We start from the raw sequence: 20490 nt of genomic DNA, 5'->3' as shown, positions 1-20490 counted from the left end.
CCGACCTAGTGATATATATTTATATAACACCATAAGCAGTAAAGCAAGAAAGAACAAAAAAAACACCTTGATGACGAAGCGGATCAAAGTTAAAAAACCTAAAATAGCGCGCTCTGTGCGACCAAAAGCAACAAGACTTGTACTTAAGCCGTGAAGCTTGCTAGTGTTCGCCCTGCCTCGCGCGATTGGACGCGCACCGCTTGATTTCAGCCTGTAGGTGTCTCCTACAGCGCTCTTAAAAAATAAATTGCAAAAGCTAAAAGGAACTCGCTATGTCCTCGAGTACGCGCTCTACCAAGCACCTCGTTGAACCAATCGTACAAATTGCCATCTTGGGTCTACTGCTATTTTGGTGTTTTAAAATTGTGGCGCCGTTTATCCAGCCTGTGCTTTGGGGCATGATCATTGCTGTGGCCACCTTCCCTCTTTATAAGATGCTGCAAAAGCGTTTAGGTAAGCGCCAAAAGTTAGCCGCACCTATCTTTACCTTGATCATGCTTGGCTTGCTTATCACCCCGACCTACCACATTGCAGCCAGCATCACGAGCTCAGCCGCCGAGCTAACTGAGAAGTGGAAAACCGGCAACTTATCGATTGCCCCCCCCGCCGAAAAAGTAAAGTCATGGCCTGTCGTTGGTGAAAAGCTCTACGATCTAGGCTTATCGGCCTCACAGAACCTTGAAGCCACAATAGCCAAACACCAAGAGCCCATTGCCAAAATGGGCAAAGCCGCTTTCTCTGCCATAGCAGGTGCCGGCTTTGGTGTCTTACAATTTGTTATCTCCATTATTGTCGCCGGTGTTCTATTGGCTAATGCCGCCAGTTGCAGCCGTTTTGCCGATGCCCTTGCATTTAAATTGGCAGGTAAAGTCGGCGAAGACTTTGCCACGCAAGCGGGGAAAACCATCGCTAGTGTTGCCAAAGGCGTATTAGGTGTGGCGATTATTCAAGCTATTCTAGCGGCGGTAGGCCTGCTTTTATTAGGTGTACCTGGCGCAGGTATTTGGGCTGTTGTTGTGCTTGTACTGGCCATCATGCAGTTACCGCCTATTTTGATCCTAGGCCCTATTGCCGCCTGGGCCTTCTCAGCTTACGACAGCACTCCTGCGGCCTTGTTTTTAGTTTGGAGCATCATTGTTAGCGTGAGTGATGGTTTCTTAAAACCGCTGTTATTAGGCAGAGGCTTATCAACCCCTATGATGGTGATTCTGATTGGCGCCATTGGCGGCATGATGCTTTCAGGCATTATTGGTTTATTTGTCGGCGCGGTTGTCTTGGCCCTAGCCTACGAACTATTTGTATCGTGGTTATTTGGGCACCCAAGTGAGCAAGCCGATCAAGAACAGTTACAAGCACCAGAAAGCAAGCAGGCTTCAGAAGCTTAAGCCTAAGGAACAGAGATGAGCGAGCAAACAAACAAAGATAATAAGAGCAAAACCGCCACTAAGGCCGAGTCTGAAAGCTCGCATACGGAAACGCTTATAGACAAAGATCAAGAACAAAAGAAAGACCCCATTAAGCGCATTACCATCATCGTGCTGGGTGTTTGCTTATTCTTGTTTGTTTGGCATTTGTTTGCCGATCGTTTAACGCCCTATACCGACAACGCTCGGGTGCGCAGTTACATCGTGCCTATTGCACCTCAGGTAGCTGGCCAGCTTGTCTCTGTTGATGCGACCTTTTCCAAAAAAGTGGCTGAAAACGAACTGCTCGCCACCATCGACCCGCGTGACTATCAATTGGCCGTTGATAAAGCCGAAGCCGATTTAGAACTCGCAGGCCAAGACATCAATGCCAGTACCGAGGCGGTATCTTCTGCTGAAGCAAAACTTGCGCAACAACTTGCTCAACTTACCTATGTGCAACAGCAAGCTTCACGCTACAAGACCCTTGCTGCAAAAGGGGTTATCTCTAAAGCGGAATACGATAAAAGCGTGGCTGAAGTCGCTAAAGCAGAAGCCAATGTTGATGCTGCAGAAGCAGAATTTGAAAAAGCCAAAGAGCAACTTGGTGCGAGCGGCCAAAATAACCCCAAAATTCGCTCAGCTTTATCAGCACTGGGCAAAGCAAGACTCGACTTAAGCTACACCGAGCTGCGCGCTCCGGCTTCAGGCTACGTCACCAACGTAAGCCTAGATGTAGGCCAATACGCAAGCCCAGGCCAGCCAATCATGACCTTAATTTCATCCAAAGATACGTGGATCGAAGCTTATATGCGCGAAAATAACTTAGGCAACCTACGCGTAGGTGATCCAGTTGATATCGCCCTAGATAGCGCCCCAGGCCGTATTTATAAAGGCCATGTGGTATCACTAACCCTTGGTGTTAATTGGCAAAATAAAAGCACAAACCCAGGCCAATTACCGACCGCGCCAAAACCTGGCGGCTGGTTAAGAGAATCACAGTCATTCCCTTTAATCGTACAGTTTGATGACGATACCGACCGCAAAGCACGATTAGAAGGTGGGCAGGTTGATTTAGTGGTTTATACCGACGACAGTATTATTTTGAACAGCTTAGCGTGGCTTAAAATTCGTATAGCCAGCCTACTTTCTTATATTTATTAATAAACCTTTATGTATTTAAGAAAGAGCTTAAGTAAGTGTTTATTTGGCAGTGATATTGGCCTCGCCGACCTCACTGTCGATCAAATTCGTATCTTACGTTTGGCAATCTGCTTAAGCACCTGCTTTATTTGCGCAATTGCCCTAGCTTGGCCACTAGCCTATTTAAGCCCTATGCTCTTATGCAGCTTAATTGGCTCACCTAAAAAGCCGCTAGCTCTTAAGAGCGGTATTGGCTTGTTAATGCTTATTTTCTTAGCATTTTTCCCTTTTGTACTAATGGGGTTTATTATCCCTCGCTGGCCGGGTGTTTCAGCCTTACTATTAATCATCGGCTTTTATTACATTTTTTACCTAAAGGCGGTTGGCAAACTACCGGAGCTGGCTGCGGTTTTGTTTTTGGTAGGCATTACTATTATGCCGCTGATGGCACTCACTCAACCAGAATTGAGCTTGAGCTTCACCCTAGGCTTTTTATTCTCAGCGTTTATCGCTGTCGTTTCAGCATGGCTCAGTTTTCTGGTATTCCCCGACCCTAAAGGCTGCAGCTATAACGAAGCTGTAAAACCTAAAAACAACTTACAAAAACATGAAGCCCAAGTTAAGGCCTTAACCAGTACAATAGCGATTACTCCTCTAGCACTCATTTTCTACAGCAACAATTTAATTGAGGCATCGTTAGTCTTTGCCTTTGTCGCCATTCTTATGCAGAACCCCGATATCGGCACCAATCTAAAAGCGGGCGCTGGTTTGCTATTGGGTAATTTACTCGGCGGCATAATCTCTTATATGATTTTTGTGTTTCTTAAAAGCACCCCCACCCTGCCTTTTTTTGCTTTTTTAATGCTTTTAAGCCTGCTGTTATTAGGCCAGCGCATCTTCTCTGAGCACAAATTTTCTGGCTTGTATTCAGCCAGTTTATCGACCGTTATTCTTTTACTCGGCTCGGTAACCGGCTCAGCAGGTGGCGATTTTGAAGAGAAGTTTCTCTCTCGTATGGTGCAGCTATTTTGTGCCAGTACTTATGTCGTACTGTCGTTAATTGTCTTAAAGGGTTTGCTTCGCAAAAAGGCATTAAAGTACCTAGCTAGATTTGAAGCTACGAGCTAAACCTTGACAACTTTAAGCTTATTTCCAGCTTTTCGCCCTAACTTGTCATTAAACTGAAAGTCCCTTAGGTAACGCTATGCCTCTGCACTCAAAGCTATACAATATTAGACAACGCTTCCAAGAGGCCGCAGCTTACAACCAAAAGATACCTAAAGATGCGTCCCGCTTCGACACGGATCTCATAACCAGCTATGCACAAAATAAGTCCTTTTTTGATAAAAATGAGTTTTTAGTTCGCTATTTCATCAGCTCATTTCTTGCTCACTGTGATGAATTTTACACTCGTTGCTATTTTGCCGGGGCCTGCAGCCGTGACACCAAAGAAATGGACGCCATTGAAGGCTGTACTCGAATGCTGCCTTTTTTAGCTTTAGCATTAAAAAACCAACATTCACTCAACACAAAAGACCTAGATGACAATGATGTAGACCTACAAAGCATACTTAAAACCTGCTTTATCTGTGCCACTAACCCTGAGCATACAGCCTACTGGGGCAAACCGAGAACCTACCAACAAATTGTTTGTGAAGCCGCTGATGTCGCACTAGCACTGTGGATTAGTAAAGAACAAGTTTGGCACAGCTACAGTGACAGTGAACAACAACAGATCCTCCATTGGCTAGAACAGATGTTGGAGTGTGAGGTGGTTGATAATAACTGGCACCTATTTGCCTTTACTATTCAAACTGTCATTGCCAATCTTACAGGTTCAGAACTCAAGGGGTTAAAAAGCTATACACGGATAAAAGAGTTCTATGTGGGCGATGGCTGGTTTAGCGATGGCGAAGGCGAAAAATTTGATTATTACAACTCTTGGGCCTTTCATTACTCTCTGTTTTGGCTGCAACAAATCAATAAAAACCTAGATCCAGATTTTATTACAAGTAGCAATGCTGCATTTTGCTCTACTTTTAAATACTTCTTTTCTCGTGAGGGCATGCCCTTTTTTGGAAGAAGTGCTTGTTACCGATTGGCAGCACCCACAGCTCTGCTCGCTGGAGCTCAACTAAGTAAAAAAGCAGATAGCTACAATTACGGCAACAAATATAAAGAATCGAGCGCGATTTTTGACAGTGTATGGAGCCATTTTATCGCTAAAGGCAGTATAGAAAATGGTATACCGACTCAAGGCTACTACAAAGAAAACCTAAACTTTCTTGATGCATATTCAGGGCCGGGAAGCTCACTGTGGTGCCTGCGTAGCTTAAACCTACTTCTGTGGGACTTTAATACCTTTATCGAACACCACGAAGAGAGTTACGCCCTGCCTTCTGAAAGCAATTTTAAGCCTATAATCATTGAAGCCATAGACGCAAAGCTTTATAAAGATGGAAAGGGGGATATTTTAATGCACTGGTTAAAGCGCCCTTATCTACCGGCTAAAGTCAAACATCAAAGCACGATTAATAAACTCAAAGAGTTCTATAGGAAAACCCCCAAACGCCCTACAAACAACCATATTAAAAATAGGCTGCAGACATACTCCACCCAAAAGCCTTATACAGAACTGTAAACCTCAAGTACGATAAACCTCAAACAGTGGGACAAGAGTATAAGCTGCCCCCCCTATCAATAGACGCTTATCAGAAATAATTAATCGTGAGCTTGAAACTCTTCAACAAGCTCATCATCACTCACCTCTTGAGTCTCCTCTATCACGGGCGGCAGTTCACCTTCGGCAAGATCTTCATCAACTTCAGCCTCCATACCTATGTGATAAGCCGCAAAACCGGGCTGTACCACTTGGTTCAATGCCATGCCTATCACTCGCCCCTTTACTGGGCTAATAATTTCAGAGCGAATATTAGTAATCGGATCTGTCACGACCCCAAGTAACTTATCTTTAGCGACCTTATCACCGAGTTCAATCTCGCTAAATAGAATACCTCCTTGATCGGCTCTAACCCATAAAGAGCCATAATAGGTAGGTTGTGGAGCCCCCCAAAAGCTTAAGGTATCAAGCATACCGCGCTTATCTAACAAGGTATTAATAGCTTTTACCCCCTGTGACACGTTATCTTCACTGAGTTCCATAGGCCCGCCAGCTTCAAAAGTGACCGCAGGTATGCCCGCATCAACAGCCGCACGACGCAAAGTGCCTACAGCTCCTTCGCTGTGTAATACGGCTATTGCATCAAAGCTACGACTTAACTCAAGCACCTCATGGTTTTTTAAATTAGCGCGTAATTGGGGAAGATTGGTTCGATAAAAAGAGCCCGTATGCAAATCAACCAACATATCACAATGCTTGATAACCTGATTGTAAAAACTGTAGGCAATGCGCGAAGCGCTGCTACCAGTAGGCGTACCAGGGAAAAAACGGTTTAAATCACGTCGATCCGTTAAATAACGTGAGGCCCGTAAAAAACCCTGCAAGTTAACAATCGGTACTCCAATGACGGTACCGTGTAAATCGGAGGCATCAATACTGTATAAAACACGGCGAACAATTTCGATACCGTTTAATTCATCACCGTGCACCGCCCCCGTTAAACAAAGCTTAGGCCCTTGTTGTAAACCATGAGCCACCAAAACCGGTGATGGCGTAGCAATACCTTCAAAGCTCTGATCAGGCGACCAGCTTAACCGCGTGGTCGTGCCAGGGGGAATAAGAGTATTAAGAAACAACCAATCTTCCCGACTCTTAACTGGCGACTCAATAGGGTCAACGCTATCTATGTTGACCCTATCTTTTATATTGACCGGATCTGATATTGCGCCATCAACAAGCTCAGGCTGCTGTAGCAGCTCTGTATCAGGCTTAGGGCTTTCTTTAATGACTGGCTCACTAAGGTCAATATTCTCAGCGGGTTTTACACCTGCTAACTCATCACTTTCGGCTTGTACTTCAGCGGCTTGCTCTTGCTTGTTTAAAGAAACCGAAGCATCAAGCTTGTTGCTCGAAAACTTTTTATCGACTACCGACTGGTTATCAAGTAGCTCCTTTAGGTTCTCTTGATGCTTAGGAAGTAATGGCGACTTATCTAAGGCTTCCTGCTCGCCAAGTTCAGCATCAACAACCTCTTCTGTGTAGGCCTGTGGAATACAGTTCAAGACCGTAAGTAGAGTACAAAACATAGGCAGACGAATCAGGTAAGGCATATAAATTCCCATTGTTAATTGCTAATAGCGGCCAAAGAACGCGGCAGTTTTTCAAGAAACCCTGCAAGTTTAAAGGGCAAAAGAGTCTACTGAGACCTAGCTCGCATTAGCAATAATCACTAAACACATTAGCTCACATACTTTCTTATTGACACTCAGGTTAAACAATAAAGATGAAAAAGACACACTTCTCAAAACACATAAAAAAGGCCAAAGAAAGCTAAGGTTTTTGTGAGCTAACCGACGCTTCTTCTCACCACTCTATACGCTACCGTTGGTTTAGAAAATAAATACTTTTAACATAGCTTCAATTCACTTTTTAGCTGTGTTCGAGTTTCAGCTACACACGTTTTTACGGAGAAAACATGAAAAAACAGTTACAAAAAGCAGCTCTTTGTTCTGCTATTTCTCTTCTTAGTAGTAGTGTTTTGGCTTTACCAAACGCCCCTTCAGGATACAAATGGCAAGTCGTTGATGCACTCACAGACGAATTTAATGACACAACCATTAATGAGAACAAATGGTTTAAATTTAATACGACTTGGAGCGGTCGAGACCCTGGGCGTTTCAAACAATCACAGGTAAGTGAGTCTGGTGGATTCCTTCGTTTACAAAATAAAAAAGTCGCAGATACCAGCGCTCAAGTCTGGATTCATACGGGCTTTTTATCATCAAAAACGGAATCATTTACCTCCGGCATGTATTCAGAAGCACGCTTAAAAGCAGCTAAAGACGGTACCGTTACTGGTTTTTGGATGTCTGCACCAGGACATACAGAAATTGACGTGCAAGAAGCAGTGGGCTTTTCTCCCAATGGCAATCAGCGTCTTGTTAACTTGATGCGCATGAATACTCACTATCACCCCAACGGTTGGGACACCGATAAAATCACACCAGAAGACCATGAAGTTTCAGCTGTCGGTGATAATTTCCACACCTACGGAGTATGGTGGAAAGACACACGTAATCTCTCTTACTACCACAATGGCGCATGGGTAACCAACGTCTACACCGGTGGTGAATTTGATCGCGGCATGAAGATCAATATCAACACTGAAACTCAAAACTGGTTAGGCGACCCTATTGTTTGGCGCTTAAACAATAACGACTTAAATTACTCCTTAGTCGACTATGTTCGCACTTGGAAACTAGTACCTGACAACGGCTCCACCCCAGATGAAGCTCAGATCCCATATTCAGATACAGGAACAACAATCAGCAAAGAAAGCAAAACATGGTCTACAGGAAAAATTAATACTGGCGGTAAAGCGGTAAGCGTTTCCTTGAAAGCCGTAGGTACAGGAAGCATGGAAACGGCTGACTACCTCAACATTTATTACAAACTCGACGGGGGTAATAAAATAGCCCTCTTGCAAAAAACCGATTCGTTTGTGCAAGCAACAATTAATAAAACCAATCTCGTTGCTAATACGATTGAAATTATTATCGAAGGTAAGACAAGTGCGGCGAATGAGGTCTATACCGTTAACAACCTAAGTGTGAGCGCAACGCCTGCTGTTGGCGGTGAATCGGTTCACCTAACCAAACGCAACGCCTCAAGTTTTGCTATAGACGGTAACGTAGGTGCAGCCAACTCTCAAAACGTCTATTTATGGGAAGAAAACCCAGGCAATATTAACCAGAACTGGATAGAAATCAGCCACGGCGAAGGTTATTACTCCTACAAAAAAGCAGATACCAACTTCTGCTTAGATGGTCGCAATGGCGGCGCCAATGGACAAAACGTTCATCTATGGAGCTGTAACAGTGAGAACTTCAACCAACACTGGCTGAAAGTAAACCTAGGCGGCGGCAACTTCCGCTTACAAAAACGTAACGCACCAGGTTATTCAATAGATGGCGGTAACGGCGGAGACAATTTACAAAATGTCTATCTCTGGGCCAGCGATGATGACAACCAAAACCAGCACTGGAACTTTGCTCCCGGTACACATTAATCGTTCCTAATACCTACTTCTAACCGCAAGCCACCCTATATTGAGGGTGGCTTTTGCTTTCAGCATAGCGCCTCTAAGGCTTAGCCTATTCTTTTAGCGCCCTCACATTTCTAAGCTCAGCTTACTCACCAACAAGCATGACGACGCTAAATAATCTAAACAGTAAAGAGAATCTTTCGGCAGCACAGTGAAAGATAACTAAGCCATAAACACTAAAGCCTGACCAGCGATAATAAAGCTATATGCTGTGCCCCGCTGGCAAACGATGTACGACTACAACAGGCTTTTGAGCACCATGAAAGCGATCTTCAAGTACGCGGTTCCGGTACGATCTCTCACTTACTGCCAGACGACAATAAAGGCTCAAGGTACCAAGGTGCTGTGTACGAATAAGAGGACGCGCTCGCTTATCGCTCGGCAGTATTTCCCCCTTTACAGCTGTTTAGGCATGAGTTGCTGCGGCAGCTGAATATTAAAAGCCACTGAAATCCTAGGGTCAGAAGACTGATGTGGTGCAACCATATGCATCAAATAACTAGGAAAGAGGATCAGTTGCCCCACTTGAGGAGTGTAATTAACCGTCGCGGGCCGTTTTTGAGCTTGCCCCATAGGCAAGGGGTTAAAAAACATAATATCACCCGCTTTAGTCGCCTCCCCTATCTCTGAGGCTGAGTCACCTACATCAATATAAGCAACACCCGACCAATCACTAGGTATGTGTGTATGCGGCACATTCCAGTCTTGAGCTTGGTTTACATTAACCCACGCATTAGTCATAAGGGGTTCGGCCGGTTGATCAGGCTTCTTTTCAAAGTCACGAATACACGCGGTGGATATACGCATAATATTTTGCATTAACCAACGAACTTCGGAATTTTCAGAAAGGTGCAACTGATCATCAGAATGCCAACCACCGAGGTTGCTACGTGTCAGGCCTTTATCGCCCTTAGCAGCCAAAGATAAAAAGTAGGCTCTTAGTTCGCTTTGGTAGGTCTTAAAGCCATCTAAAACAACATCATAAATCGGTATCGCAAAATGCCAGCGAGCTTGTACTTTTTCCATTGAGCTTAAACAACCCGTTATTGATCTAAAACAAAGTGTACGCTGCTTCCTGTTGACACTCAATTATGCTTAAATTGCGCCCGCTTAAAAATGAAACAGTATGCACACATAGGATGAGCATACCACAAACAGAAACGTCTCAATTCCATAATAAATACAACACAAACGAATCGTCGACAGAGCATTTATGATCACTAGGACCAGTTAAAACCAGGAAGTATATGACTAGAATAGCCCCCAAAACCTTAGCTCTACCTAAAAAAGCTACCCTAGCTTTAGCCATTCAATCTCTTGTATGCGCTCACGCCAGTGCAGCGACCTTTAATGTTGAGAACCTAAATAGTGCTGGTGAAGGAAGCCTATTTGCAGCCATTGAGCAAGCCAATAATACAGCTGGTGAGGATACGATCTCCTTTGCTGATGGACTCAGCGGCAGCCTTGTGATCGAGGGCGCCTCCCAACTTCCAGTTATCGCTGAAAGCCTGACGATAAACGGCCCTGGCTCAGAAACCCTATCTATCATTAATGACCAAGCCGGAAGCAGTAACCCCTTATTTTTACTAGATAGTGCAGAGCAAATAACTCTGAGCATGTCAGATTTAACTCTCGCTTTTGCAGGTTCAGATAGCCAAAACGCAAGCCTTATCAAGACCCTAAACGGCGGACACGTCAATGAGCTTGAATTAAGCAATATGGTTTTTGATGGTAACAACGATAATAGCTCTGGCCTAGACACTCAAAGCGCGACCGTCGTAGTTGAACACTCAACCTTTACTGAATTCGGGGGCAGCGCTGTAAAAACCGGCGCGACTAATCTAACTATTCGTGACAGTGAATTTTCAGACAACCAAAATACCGAGAACAGCAGAGCCTCTGGTGCAGCGGTTAACGCTCGTGAGAGCAGCCTTATCATTGAAAATACACGTTTCGACAATAACAGCATCGACGCACAAAGCGTTGAAGGCGCCACAGAGGCAAATGCCTTTGGCGGTGCAATATCTATCGATAACCGATTTAACGAAGGCAGCCAAGGCAACCTTTCTATTTCAGGCTCGACCTTCTCAAACAACAGTGCAAATGCAGAAGGGGCCGCACGAGGAGGTGCGATTGATTTCTGGTATAGAGCCAACAACATGCACAGCATTAGCATAGACAACTCGACCTTCGAAAATAATAGCACTAGCACTACTGTGGACGGTTTTGTCGATTACCCAAGCACACTCGGTGGTGGTGCCGTTAATATTGTTGAATATTCCGAACTCAGATCAGCACCAAACAATAGCGATGTAAGCATTAAAAACACCGTTTTTTCTGGCAACGAGTCAAACCGAGTTGGTGGTGCCGTGCATGTTTCTGGAACCCTAGATGTTGATATTGAGCAGTCCCTCTTTAAGGACAACCAAGCCGCGGACGGTTCCGCGATCTATACCAGAGCGGCTACATATGAAGGTAGCCCCATGACCTCCCTCGAGCTCAAAGTCAGTAATAGCAGCTTTATAGAAAACAACATTAATGATGCTTTCTTATCTCCTAGCGGAAATGGCGGCGCAATCAGAAACACAGCCAGAGTAGCGACCCATATAGTCAACAGCACCTTTAGTGGTAACTCAAGTACTCCAGAATTTAAAGAGAGCTCCATAAGTAACTCAGGAGAGATGCAAATCCTGAATTCGACCTTTGCAACCGATGCATTTACATATGGCTCCACGACGATCGATAATACAAATGTAACAGCCGATAGTTTAACCATCGTAAATACCATTATTGATGTGGTTGTACCTGAGGATGTGGTCATTGAGGGAGCGCCAAGCGAGGGAGTTACAGGCTTAAAGGGTGTTGTAACAATGGATGGCTCTATTTTGCACAACCCTGATAGCGTCGCAGACATTACTGACCCGACGCCTGATGAGAGCTTTAATCAATTTGACACCGATCCAATGTTAGCGCCTTTGACAAATAACGGCGGTATTCTTATTGGCGCCAATAGTGATACAGCCATTCCCACCCACGCCCTACTTGAAGGCAGCCCTGCGATAGGCGCGGCTGATGCCACTGCCGTCAGCTCAGATATACTATTACCAAGTGATGATCAACGTGGTGCCGCTTACCCCCGTACCGTAGATAGTTTGGATATAGGAGCAATTGAATACAACAGCGTGACAAGCCACCCTGTGGTAGATGATGCCATTCCAGAACTGGTCCTCGATAGTAGCAATGCCATTAATCACGCAATTAGTGATTATTTCACCGATGACGGAGCCTTAAGGTTCAGCTCGAACAACCTACCGGAAGGCTTAAGCTTAAGCGAGCAAGGTCAACTCACAGGCAACCTAGCCCCGGACCTTGTGGAAAGCTTACCCATTAGCTTCGATGTCGCCGCGACCGACAATGAGGGTTTAAGTACAAGCGGCTCAATCACCCTACAAGCCGCGCCTATTATTGCACCATCGCCGGAGCCTTCAGCAATACCAACAACGCCACCAAGCCCAGTAACCATGCCATCGCCGGAGGCCTCAGCAACGCCTACAGCCTCACCAACACCCGAGGCCTCACCAACACCGGCAGCCTCAGCAACACCTACAACCTCACCGACACCCGAGGCCTCAGCAACACCTACCACGACTAAATCAAGTGGTGGTGGCTCAATGGGCTTTTGGTTATTTAGTTTACTGACTAGCGCCCTCTTTTTAAGGCGTAAAAAGAAAGCGGCAAGCTAGCGATAAATACAATAAAGGCCGAACTTAAAAACTCGGCCTTTATTGCCTTTGAGCTTTTTCAAAAATTGATTTAAAAGGAATATAACTACGATCCATTTTTTTAGGCTGCTTCTCTTCGGGGTTAAGAACAACAAACGGAATACTAAACGACACGCGGGGGCCGTAAGGGTTTCCAACTTTATGGAAGGTAGCCGGCGGCATAAACAGCATATCACCAGGGTTTAGATCAAACTCATCTTTTAAAGTTAAATATTTTTCTTCTTCCTCTTTAGCAATAGAGGCAACCGCATTATCTAAACCACTTTTTGCTTCATATAAACACCAGCGTGTAGAACCGATCACCTGCAAGTAAAGTTTAAACTGAGGCCGATCTCTATGAGCGTTATATCCTGTGGCTTGGGCTTTAGACGAAACATACAAGTGTAAATCCGCACAGCTTGAATTTATTGCGCTCTCTACACCATCAATTAACAAGCTCACTTTAGGGTTTATCTGCGATAGATTCATCATCATAAAACTACGCTTATCTTCCAGAAGGCGACTAAATTCCGATTTTTTAAGCGCTTTGGGGGCCCAAGGTAATTCACTATCCAGTAAATCGTAGCGAACACCACCATCTATAATCTGGGGAAAGACACTTGTATTACAGCCATTATTTAAAACTCGCTCAATATCATCTAAGGTGATTAAGTCAGCAAATTTATTCGGATCACCACGAACAACAAAACTACGATTGGCGTTCACAGACTGCGCAAATTCATCAACACTCATTGGCGCTATAAGCTTCTCAAACTGCACTTACTTACCTCTTAATACGTTTAATTTAGCCCTAAACCTTTAGCGCCCCTTGTAGTGCAAGGTCCATCTGGCTCAGCCTCTATAAACGACAGTTTACTTAATTACACGCAAAGTGGGTACTGCTTATTTAGCATCTCAACATCAATATTAGTGTGACGAACAACAACCCCTATAGACCCTCGCACACATAAAAAATCGTTCACGCTAAAGCCGTAAAAACGCATAGACTCAAGATCTCACAACAAAAATATTAAAAGAACACCACAGCCTTGCATGTCAACCTGACACCCCAATAAATTAAAAAAACATAGCGTTATACTGATCTATTTTCACGTATAAAAACGCTACTGACCCACCAAAAACCTTAGATAAATCGACATAAAAAAATTAAACATAAATCTAGTAAATTTAAATAAGTACATTTATCTACTAGATTATAAAAGACGGCGAGAGTTATTTAAGCATAGAAACATTTATTTTTAGCAGTACATATAGCTTAGAACATGGCATTTTTAACATCGAGCGCCTGCCAAAAACAACTGGCAGGCGCAAATGAGCCATTTACCTAAACAAACAACACTTACTGAAGTTCAAGTTCGATACGATCAGCATTCCACTCCCATGTATTAGGAGAAGCACATTACTGATTAAAATCAGAATTATCGAACCGCCCCACAACGCTTTGCTAAGGTGCAGCTAACCAACCACTACACCTAGACCTTGCCACGTAAACACTGAAGCCAACCGAACTAAAATTGCCAAAGGTTAGCTGTCACTCTTAAGCAACTTGTATGGATAATTTCCCTTTGTATGGATAATTTCCCTTATCAACCGACTTAAAATAAAGTGAAGCCCGTAGCCTGGTTGCACCCAGTTTACCGGCTCTGTAGCTCGATGAGCAATTGATCTAAAAGATCGTTAACAAGCGTGAGCGCAGAGCCGACCCGATTTTTAACTCGAACAGTCGAATGAGCTTCGAGCTCGAATTTAGCAAGGACGAGTCCTTATGGCAAATCTTAAAACGAGTAAAACATCTGTTAACGTTGGCGTCGATGTTGGTAAGTTTAACCTGGACGTCTACATCCATGAAAAAGACATATACCTGAGAGAGGAAAATACTCCTGACGGCATTAAGAAAATCATTAAAAGACTATCGTATTACGCCGTTGAAAGAATAGCGATGGAGGCCACTGGCCGCTACGAATTTGCTCTCGCTGAAGCCTGTTATTTAAGAGGTTTACCCGTTGTAATCGCCAAGCCGATTTCAGTGAGACGTTATGCCGGTGCTATAGATCAACTAGCAAAAACGGATAAGATTGACGCACAAGTCATTGCTGAGTATGCCGCGATCATCAAGCCTAAGGTAACGCCCAAGAAGAGCAAAAACCTTATAATTATCAAAGACCTATTAGCACGCCGGCGCCAGATAATGCATATGAGAACGCAGGAGCTAAATCGTATGAAAATCATGGGAAAAGCATTTGAAACATCGTGTAATCGAATGATTAAAATGTTTGATAAAGAAATTGAACGCATGGAAACTAAACTTCAGAAGCATGTCGACGAACAGGCAGATTGGAGCGAGCGACAGAAGATACTATTATCAGCTCCTGGCGTTGGTAAAACGCTAGTTTATTCCATATTGGCCGACTTGCCTGAGGTAGGTACGCTAACAAACAATCAAATAAGTAAGCTCGTTGGTGTTGCGCCCTTAAATCGGGACAGCGGTAAAACAAGGGGTAAGCGACGTATCATCGGCGGGCGAGCAAACATAAGAACAACACTCTATATGGCAACATTAAGTGCCACCTTATGTAACCCTGTAATTAGATCTTTCTACTTAAAACTCAAAGCAAACGGTAAACACTCGAAAGTGGCAATCACGGCGTGTATGAGAAAATTTATTACCATCCTGAACTCAATGATTAGAGGGAATAACGAGTGGTGTATTAATTAACTTCTAATGTTATTGACACCACAGTCGCTTGTTATAAGCCGGGCTTAGAACCTAAATATTTCTTTAATAGTATTGGTAACGTAAAGCAAGCAGCTGAAGATAGTAAGAACAGAAAACCAAACAGTAACGGATTAAACTGCTCTTCAGTAGCAACAATCTTGAAATTGATCTGCCACCACTTTAGTAGGCACGTAAATCGTTAAACACTAAAGGGGTTATTTGTGGGGCAGACTCATAAAAGAAACTACATTCATTACATCAGAGAGTTCAAATCAGCACTCGTTAGGTTGGCCAGCCACCATTCCATTCAGGCCGTAGATGTCGCCGAGGCATTGGATATTCATCCCGTGTGATTTATCGTTGGCGAAAAGAGATCAATGACGGTAATTGGAAAGAACCTCCTGTGTCTAAGTCAAACAAACCTATAGGTCCAACCAAAAGCGACCTTCAAAAGAAAGATGCCGAACTTAAGAAGGCACTCGCTCGAATTAAAAAGCTCGAAAAGCAATTAAATGAACGTGAAGAGGATATCGATATCCTAAAAAGGGCGGAAAGGTTCTTCGAGAAACACCGAAAGTAATTTTTCAGTACATCGCGGAGAACCGCCACCGTTTCACGATCAAGCGCCTCTGTGAATTAATGGGTGTGTCACGCAGTGGCTTCTATGCTTGGCTAGATCGCCCTCGGTCAGATAAGGCGCTTTATGATGACAAACTGAAGCAGCCAAGTTCATTAAATGGCGAGCTTGACATTAATGCTGCAAGTGAGTGAGTTAAAACAAACTCACAATCCAAAGTCCAAAAACTCCTAATCCGGTAATAATGCTAAAACCCACGCAAAATCCTCTTAGCATTTGCAGTGGTTTATAGGGAAAGCGAAAGCGTTTATTAAGCTTGCGCACAAGCTTTTCAGCGGTGAGTTTCTCAAATCCTTGGATGATTAAAAATGCGACAAATATGTGCATTAGGCTAGCGTACATGACCCCTATAATCACTGCGATTAATCCGACAATGGCTCCTGTTGCCAGCATGGTTAATACGGGTTTTTCTGAACCTGAGCCGGCCATATAAGTCATGTAGATGGCACTGTCAGGTTCGATTTCTGAATCTTGCGCGCGCATATCAAATTGTTCAATGCCAGACAGCGAATATTGCGTTGGTTGTAATTGTTCATCAAAGCATTGAATGCGGTTAAGCATGTTGTCAACGTGTTGCGAAAAGGTGGCATCATCGTCAACAATGCTACCTAAGCGATAATGACTCAATACCAAGTAATGATGCGCATCTAATAAAACGAGCGCAAATCGGGCACTTAAAAAACCTTGAAATCGACGATGATAGCCAATGGCTTCAAATCCATCTGTTTTTAGCTGGTGCCATTCAAGATTGTCTTCACCATGGATAAAGTCTTGATCAATCACCTTAAATCCTTCACTGCGACCGATGATTTGCGCTTGATGATGCTGTTGTAATGACCGCGCATCGTTGATGACCGTTTCTGAATAGATTAAATCGGCACTGAAATTCACTCTTGCATAGTGTGTTTGATCTTCGCGCAGTAAACCAAGGAGCCATAACCGATGAGATGATGAGTTTGCGTCAGTTTGGGCAATGGCACCAGAGGACGATTCGACATAGGCGCTGTGGTTAGGCAATTGCCAAAAGTGATTCAATACGGGTTGGCGAAAACTGGTGTCTAGGTCGTCGGCTTTTACGTAACGGCATTCACTATTCATCGTCGACCTCGAATTGATAATATTCACGAACGGCTTCAGGCATTGCATCTACTCGTGCTTGTTTGGCGGCTTTGCGCGCTTGTTTGAGTTGCGTTATTTGGTACTGGTAGGTTGCGTTGATATCAATATCAGTCCGCTCTGTTAATTGAGCCTGCTGAGAACCTGCGTAGCTTGAATTTGAAAAACGGACCGAATCCATGATGGCATCTATTTGTTCGTTGATGCGCGTCAGATGCAGTGCCACAAAGTATTGTTCAGTTAGCGTGGTATAAAAACTAATCGTGCGACCTTCATTGCTATCTTTGCGTATCCATAGGTGATCATTGATGGTTCGCTGGGTCACTTGCTCGCAAATGTGGCCATTGGGTTGACCATCCTGCATGGCAATGGACTGAACTAATGCTTGATTACTGGTGATGTTCGCTTGGTGGTGACGAAACAGCTCTAAAGAAAAATACCCGTCATTGTCCGTATCAAAGCGACAGACTAAATTGGCCAGCAATAAATTATCTTGCTCAGCGACTAGGCGATTCGGTTTTTCATTATCAAGCTCTAAGAATATGTCATCCTCTGCCAGCTTATCAGCCAATGCTTGCTCTTTTAATTGCTCATCGCTCCAAGCAATGAGTTTGACCGCATCGTCTTGTTGATGTGAATTTAAGTCATAGCCTTTTTGGTAATATTTAATTGGTTCTTGGCCTGATGGGAAAATCGCGTGGCGTATTTCATAGGGGTATTCGGATTTAGGCGGCTGAAAATGAATCAAATGATCCAATAGGTGAATGCTTAACATGGTGTCTTAGACGTCCTTTAATGAAATAAGCGAGATCGGCTCTTTTTATTGCATAGTTCATTAGTTGGATAAAATAATCAAGTGAAAGGCCGAAATCCTCATTGTCGATGTTTTAACAACCTAGCATTGCTCATTTCACACGTTCGACTAAATAGCATTCAAACCTAGACAGCAGAAGATTAAAGGATTCGTGATTTGGATCGAAGCTGATTGTTTGAATTAAGCGGTTAATTTGGCAGGAGCAAGCATTGCTTGCTCATCGTACCTATGCCAAGACGTATCGAAGCTTCTTTGATCAGCATAATTCACGCTATCAAGACATTAACGAACAGCGAATTGAGGCGATAAAACAGATCATGCCACTAACGCATGATAAAGACATAATTGAGCCCAATGAAATCATCATTGAAATGCTTGCCAGCCAATTAAAGCACCTAATCGAAAGTATTTTGCGGCTAGATAAAGAGATTCAAACTCGCTATCGGAAGATGGACGACCGCAATCTCTTTGATAGTTTTCCTGGAGCTGGGCCACAGCTAGCGCCACGCTTATTAACGGCATTTGGCAGTAATAGAGATAGATATAAAAGTGCCGCTGAATTGCAACAATACGCAAGAATCGCCCCCGTTATTGAGCAAAGTGGCAAAAAATCATGGACGCATTGGCGCTATAGTTGCCCCACATTTATCCGGCAAACCTTTGTCGAATGGGCGGGGCAAAGTGTGCGTTTTTCTTATTGGGCCAAGGCTTGTTCTGATAAAGAGCAAGCAGCAAATTGATCGCGGAAAAACTCACAATATGGCGATTAGGGCATTGGCGTTTAAGTGGATTCGAATTGCCTTCCGTTGCTGGCAAACCCGTACAGCCTATGATGAGAGCAAGTATTTAGAGAGTTTGAAAAAGCGAGGTTCGGGCTTACTAGCCTATGCAGCTGCAACCTAGATTTTAAGGTTCCGGTCCACCTCAGGGCGTGTTGTTAGGCGGGTGCTTTGCCATGAAAATCTTTATATAGAGACTTGATAGTATCAGGCAGTTGCTTCCAATAAGGAACTGACTTTTCCTTGCTTACCTGCCAGAACAGATTCTCTGCAAAGGCTACATCTATGAAGTTTTTTATGTCATCGCCTTCAAAAAGATACTTCTTCCTAAAGTACTCAAAAAAACCTCTGCAATGAGTGGGAGTGATACCTTTGCGCATTTCACCGCTTAAAGCGTTTGCGAGGCTTTCAAACCAAGAATAAGCGTAATCTGGGTCAAGGCTACCCCACTGCTTTACATGGATTGAGTCTGCCTTCGCAATAATGTCTGGAAACTCAATTCTGAATTCTTCATACATTTCTAGCAGTAACATCAAATACGCCTAGACATTATGTTTCCCGCCAATAGGAGCCGCCCCCCGTCGCCAAACGTAGGTTAGCACCGAAGCGCCAGAGCTATAAAATAAAGGTTCTTCACAACCATTTATAAACGGGATCGGGGGTCGACATGACACAATCTAACATACTTTTCGTGGGTTTGGATGTCCATAAAGAAAGCATTGAAATCGCGCTAGCTGAAGACGGCATTGGCGGTGAGGTTAGGCGTTTTGGTAGCATCGCGGGAACCCGTGATGCATTTAAAAAGGCGCTTCGCAAACTCGTAGCAAAAGGCCATAGCCTGCACTTTTGCTACGAAGCCGGGCCAACGGGCTACGAGCTCTACCGCTACATTATCAGTAAAGGGCATGTATGTACTGTCGTTGCGCCCTCGTTAATTCCAAAAAAGGCTGGCGATAAGGTTAAAACAGATCAACGAGATGCCATTAGCCTCGCACGTCTTTATCGGGCAGGCGAGCTCACGGCAGTGTATGTACCAAACCCAGAAGATGAAGCCGTCCGAGACCTAACTCGAGCGCGCTTAGATGCGGTAGAAATGCGCACGCGAGCCAAGCAACGTTTAAAAAGCTTTCTACTTAGGCACGATATACGCTGCCCACATAGTGAGAACTGGAGCGAAGCGCACCTGCGTTGGTTGGCGGAGGTGAAACTCCCTCATGCTGCATCTCAAGTTACCTACCAAGAATACTTAAACACGATGACAGAAGCGGCTCATCGTGAGCAACGCCTCATGGGGGAGATAGAAAAGTACGTTAAAGATTGGCGCTTATACCCAGCGGTAAAAGCGTTGATGGCACTGCGTGGCGTGCGTATGGTTGCAGCTAGTGGAATAATTGCGGAGCTAGGAGACTTAACTCGATTTGAGCACCCCAAGCAGTTAATGAGCTTCCTTGGTCTTACACCATCGGAGCACTCAAGCGGTGAGCGAACTAAGCGAGGTGCGATCACCAAAACAGGAAATATCTACGCTAGAAAAATACTGGTTGAATCAGCCTGGAGCTATAGGTTTAATCCGAAAGTTAGTAAGGAAATGCAAAAACGTCAGGAAGATATACCACTTCATATAAGGGATATAGCTTGGAAGGCGCAGCTAAGACTGACACATCGTTACAAACATTTATCTAAAACTAAAAGCAGCAAAAATATTGTGGTCGTAGCTTTAGCGAGAGAGCTAGCTGCATTTATATGGTCGATATTTCGGGAGCTGGACATCAAGCCTGAAGCGTAACTAAAACCGAAGAAAAACTTTAATCATTAATCTTAAACAAATAAAAAAGGTTGATCAGAAAGAACAACGAGACACATTAAGAGTAAAAGT

17 protein-coding genes are annotated in these 20490 nt (G+C 44.1%); 11 read left to right on the top strand and 6 right to left on the bottom strand.

Annotated elements, in window-relative coordinates:
* Window positions 1-272 precede the first annotated feature (272 nt).
* The 4 genes from AB1S55_RS09905 (at window position 273) to AB1S55_RS09890 (ending at window position 5187) form a co-directional block, all read left to right on the top strand.
* A complete protein-coding gene (locus tag AB1S55_RS09905) occupies window positions 273-1385 on the top strand; it encodes an AI-2E family transporter (protein WP_370977874.1) in 1113 nt (370 codons plus the stop codon).
* Between the two features lie 15 nt (window positions 1386-1400).
* Window positions 1401-2567: an HlyD family secretion protein gene (locus tag AB1S55_RS09900; RefSeq protein WP_370977873.1), complete on the top strand. Its 1167-nt coding sequence runs from the start codon at window positions 1401-1403 to the stop codon at window positions 2565-2567.
* Window positions 2568-2576: 9 nt separating this feature from the next.
* A complete protein-coding gene (locus AB1S55_RS09895; RefSeq protein WP_370977871.1) occupies window positions 2577-3674 on the top strand; it encodes a DUF2955 domain-containing protein in 1098 nt (365 codons plus the stop codon).
* A 76-nt stretch (window positions 3675-3750) separates the two neighbouring features.
* Window positions 3751-5187, top strand: coding sequence for a DUF2264 domain-containing protein (locus AB1S55_RS09890; protein ID WP_370977869.1), 1437 nt, complete (start codon window positions 3751-3753; stop codon window positions 5185-5187).
* Window positions 5188-5267: 80 nt separating this feature from the next.
* Here the strand turns inward: AB1S55_RS09890 and AB1S55_RS09885 are convergent, their stop codons facing one another.
* Complete coding sequence (locus tag AB1S55_RS09885; protein ID WP_370977868.1) at window positions 5268-6776, bottom strand: succinylglutamate desuccinylase/aspartoacylase family protein; 1509 nt, start codon at window positions 6774-6776, stop codon at window positions 5268-5270.
* A 365-nt stretch (window positions 6777-7141) separates the two neighbouring features.
* On the opposite strand from AB1S55_RS09885, the gene AB1S55_RS09880 reads away from it, so the two are divergent.
* Complete coding sequence (locus AB1S55_RS09880; protein WP_370977867.1) at window positions 7142-8734, top strand: RICIN domain-containing protein; 1593 nt, start codon at window positions 7142-7144, stop codon at window positions 8732-8734.
* A 219-nt stretch (window positions 8735-8953) separates the two neighbouring features.
* Window positions 8954-9127 (top strand): DUF3465 domain-containing protein, encoded by a 174-nt coding sequence (locus AB1S55_RS09875; RefSeq protein ID WP_370981585.1) that lies wholly within the window; start codon window positions 8954-8956, stop codon window positions 9125-9127.
* Between the two features lie 39 nt (window positions 9128-9166).
* Here the strand turns inward: AB1S55_RS09875 and AB1S55_RS09870 are convergent, their stop codons facing one another.
* Window positions 9167-9796, bottom strand: a complete 630-nt coding sequence (locus AB1S55_RS09870) for a TIGR02466 family protein (RefSeq protein WP_370977866.1) — start codon at window positions 9794-9796, stop codon at window positions 9167-9169.
* A gap of 221 nt (window positions 9797-10017) precedes the next feature.
* On the opposite strand from AB1S55_RS09870, the gene AB1S55_RS09865 reads away from it, so the two are divergent.
* Window positions 10018-12513 (top strand): choice-of-anchor Q domain-containing protein, encoded by a 2496-nt coding sequence (locus AB1S55_RS09865; protein ID WP_370977864.1) that lies wholly within the window; start codon window positions 10018-10020, stop codon window positions 12511-12513.
* A gap of 39 nt (window positions 12514-12552) precedes the next feature.
* Here the strand turns inward: AB1S55_RS09865 and AB1S55_RS09860 are convergent, their stop codons facing one another.
* Window positions 12553-13311, bottom strand: coding sequence for a JmjC domain-containing protein (locus tag AB1S55_RS09860; RefSeq protein ID WP_370977863.1), 759 nt, complete (start codon window positions 13309-13311; stop codon window positions 12553-12555).
* Between the two features lie 1006 nt (window positions 13312-14317).
* On the opposite strand from AB1S55_RS09860, the gene AB1S55_RS09855 reads away from it, so the two are divergent.
* Complete coding sequence (locus tag AB1S55_RS09855) at window positions 14318-15268, top strand: IS110 family transposase (protein WP_370977861.1); 951 nt, start codon at window positions 14318-14320, stop codon at window positions 15266-15268.
* Between the two features lie 403 nt (window positions 15269-15671).
* Window positions 15672-15848, top strand: a complete 177-nt coding sequence (locus AB1S55_RS09850; RefSeq protein WP_370977859.1) for a hypothetical protein — start codon at window positions 15672-15674, stop codon at window positions 15846-15848.
* A 192-nt stretch (window positions 15849-16040) separates the two neighbouring features.
* Here the strand turns inward: AB1S55_RS09850 and AB1S55_RS09845 are convergent, their stop codons facing one another.
* Entirely contained in the window at window positions 16041-17003 is a 963-nt protein-coding gene (locus AB1S55_RS09845; RefSeq protein WP_370977858.1) for a hypothetical protein, read from the bottom strand.
* Window positions 16996-17796 carry a hypothetical protein gene (locus tag AB1S55_RS09840; protein WP_370977857.1) on the bottom strand — a complete coding sequence of 267 codons (801 nt, stop codon included), beginning with the start codon at window positions 17794-17796 and terminating at the stop codon, window positions 16996-16998. The genes AB1S55_RS09845 and AB1S55_RS09840 overlap by 8 nt, the downstream gene beginning before the upstream one ends.
* A gap of 248 nt (window positions 17797-18044) precedes the next feature.
* Here AB1S55_RS09840 and AB1S55_RS09835 point away from each other — a divergent pair, with 248 nt between their 5' ends.
* Window positions 18045-18575: an IS110 family transposase gene (locus tag AB1S55_RS09835; RefSeq protein ID WP_370977856.1), complete on the top strand. Its 531-nt coding sequence runs from the start codon at window positions 18045-18047 to the stop codon at window positions 18573-18575.
* Between the two features lie 197 nt (window positions 18576-18772).
* Here the strand turns inward: AB1S55_RS09835 and AB1S55_RS09830 are convergent, their stop codons facing one another.
* Window positions 18773-19147 (bottom strand): hypothetical protein, encoded by a 375-nt coding sequence (locus AB1S55_RS09830; RefSeq protein ID WP_370977854.1) that lies wholly within the window; start codon window positions 19145-19147, stop codon window positions 18773-18775.
* Between the two features lie 134 nt (window positions 19148-19281).
* Between AB1S55_RS09830 and AB1S55_RS09825 the strand changes: the two genes are divergently transcribed.
* Complete coding sequence (locus tag AB1S55_RS09825) at window positions 19282-20400, top strand: IS110 family transposase (protein WP_370977853.1); 1119 nt, start codon at window positions 19282-19284, stop codon at window positions 20398-20400.
* Window positions 20401-20490 lie beyond the last annotated feature (90 nt).

Source organism: Agaribacterium sp. ZY112, assembly GCF_041346925.1.
In the GTDB taxonomy this organism is placed as follows: Bacteria; Pseudomonadota; Gammaproteobacteria; order Pseudomonadales; family Cellvibrionaceae; genus Agaribacterium.
Note: the sequence above shows the minus strand (reverse complement) of the source record. Positions and strands in the feature narration are given on the sequence as shown.

Excerpts from the sequence above, each read along its gene's own strand:
- AB1S55_RS09855 (WP_370977861.1), top strand. The coding sequence starts at position 14,318 with ATGGCAAATCTTAAAACGAGTAAAACATCTGTTAACGTTGGCGTCGAT.
- AB1S55_RS09825 (WP_370977853.1), top strand. The coding sequence starts at position 19,282 with ATGACACAATCTAACATACTTTTCGTGGGTTTGGATGTCCATAAAGAA.
- AB1S55_RS09900 (WP_370977873.1), top strand. The coding sequence starts at position 1,401 with ATGAGCGAGCAAACAAACAAAGATAATAAGAGCAAAACCGCCACTAAG.
- AB1S55_RS09865 (WP_370977864.1), top strand. The coding sequence starts at position 10,018 with ATGACTAGAATAGCCCCCAAAACCTTAGCTCTACCTAAAAAAGCTACC.
- AB1S55_RS09885 (WP_370977868.1), bottom strand. The coding sequence starts at position 6,776 with ATGCCTTACCTGATTCGTCTGCCTATGTTTTGTACTCTACTTACGGTC.
- AB1S55_RS09845 (WP_370977858.1), bottom strand. The coding sequence starts at position 17,003 with ATGAATAGTGAATGCCGTTACGTAAAAGCCGACGACCTAGACACCAGT.
- AB1S55_RS09905 (WP_370977874.1), top strand. The coding sequence starts at position 273 with ATGTCCTCGAGTACGCGCTCTACCAAGCACCTCGTTGAACCAATCGTA.
- AB1S55_RS09870 (WP_370977866.1), bottom strand. The coding sequence starts at position 9,796 with ATGGAAAAAGTACAAGCTCGCTGGCATTTTGCGATACCGATTTATGAT.
- AB1S55_RS09895 (WP_370977871.1), top strand. The coding sequence starts at position 2,577 with ATGTATTTAAGAAAGAGCTTAAGTAAGTGTTTATTTGGCAGTGATATT.
- AB1S55_RS09830 (WP_370977854.1), bottom strand. The coding sequence starts at position 19,147 with ATGTTACTGCTAGAAATGTATGAAGAATTCAGAATTGAGTTTCCAGAC.
- AB1S55_RS09890 (WP_370977869.1), top strand. The coding sequence starts at position 3,751 with ATGCCTCTGCACTCAAAGCTATACAATATTAGACAACGCTTCCAAGAG.
- AB1S55_RS09880 (WP_370977867.1), top strand. The coding sequence starts at position 7,142 with ATGAAAAAACAGTTACAAAAAGCAGCTCTTTGTTCTGCTATTTCTCTT.
- AB1S55_RS09840 (WP_370977857.1), bottom strand. The coding sequence starts at position 17,796 with ATGTTAAGCATTCACCTATTGGATCATTTGATTCATTTTCAGCCGCCT.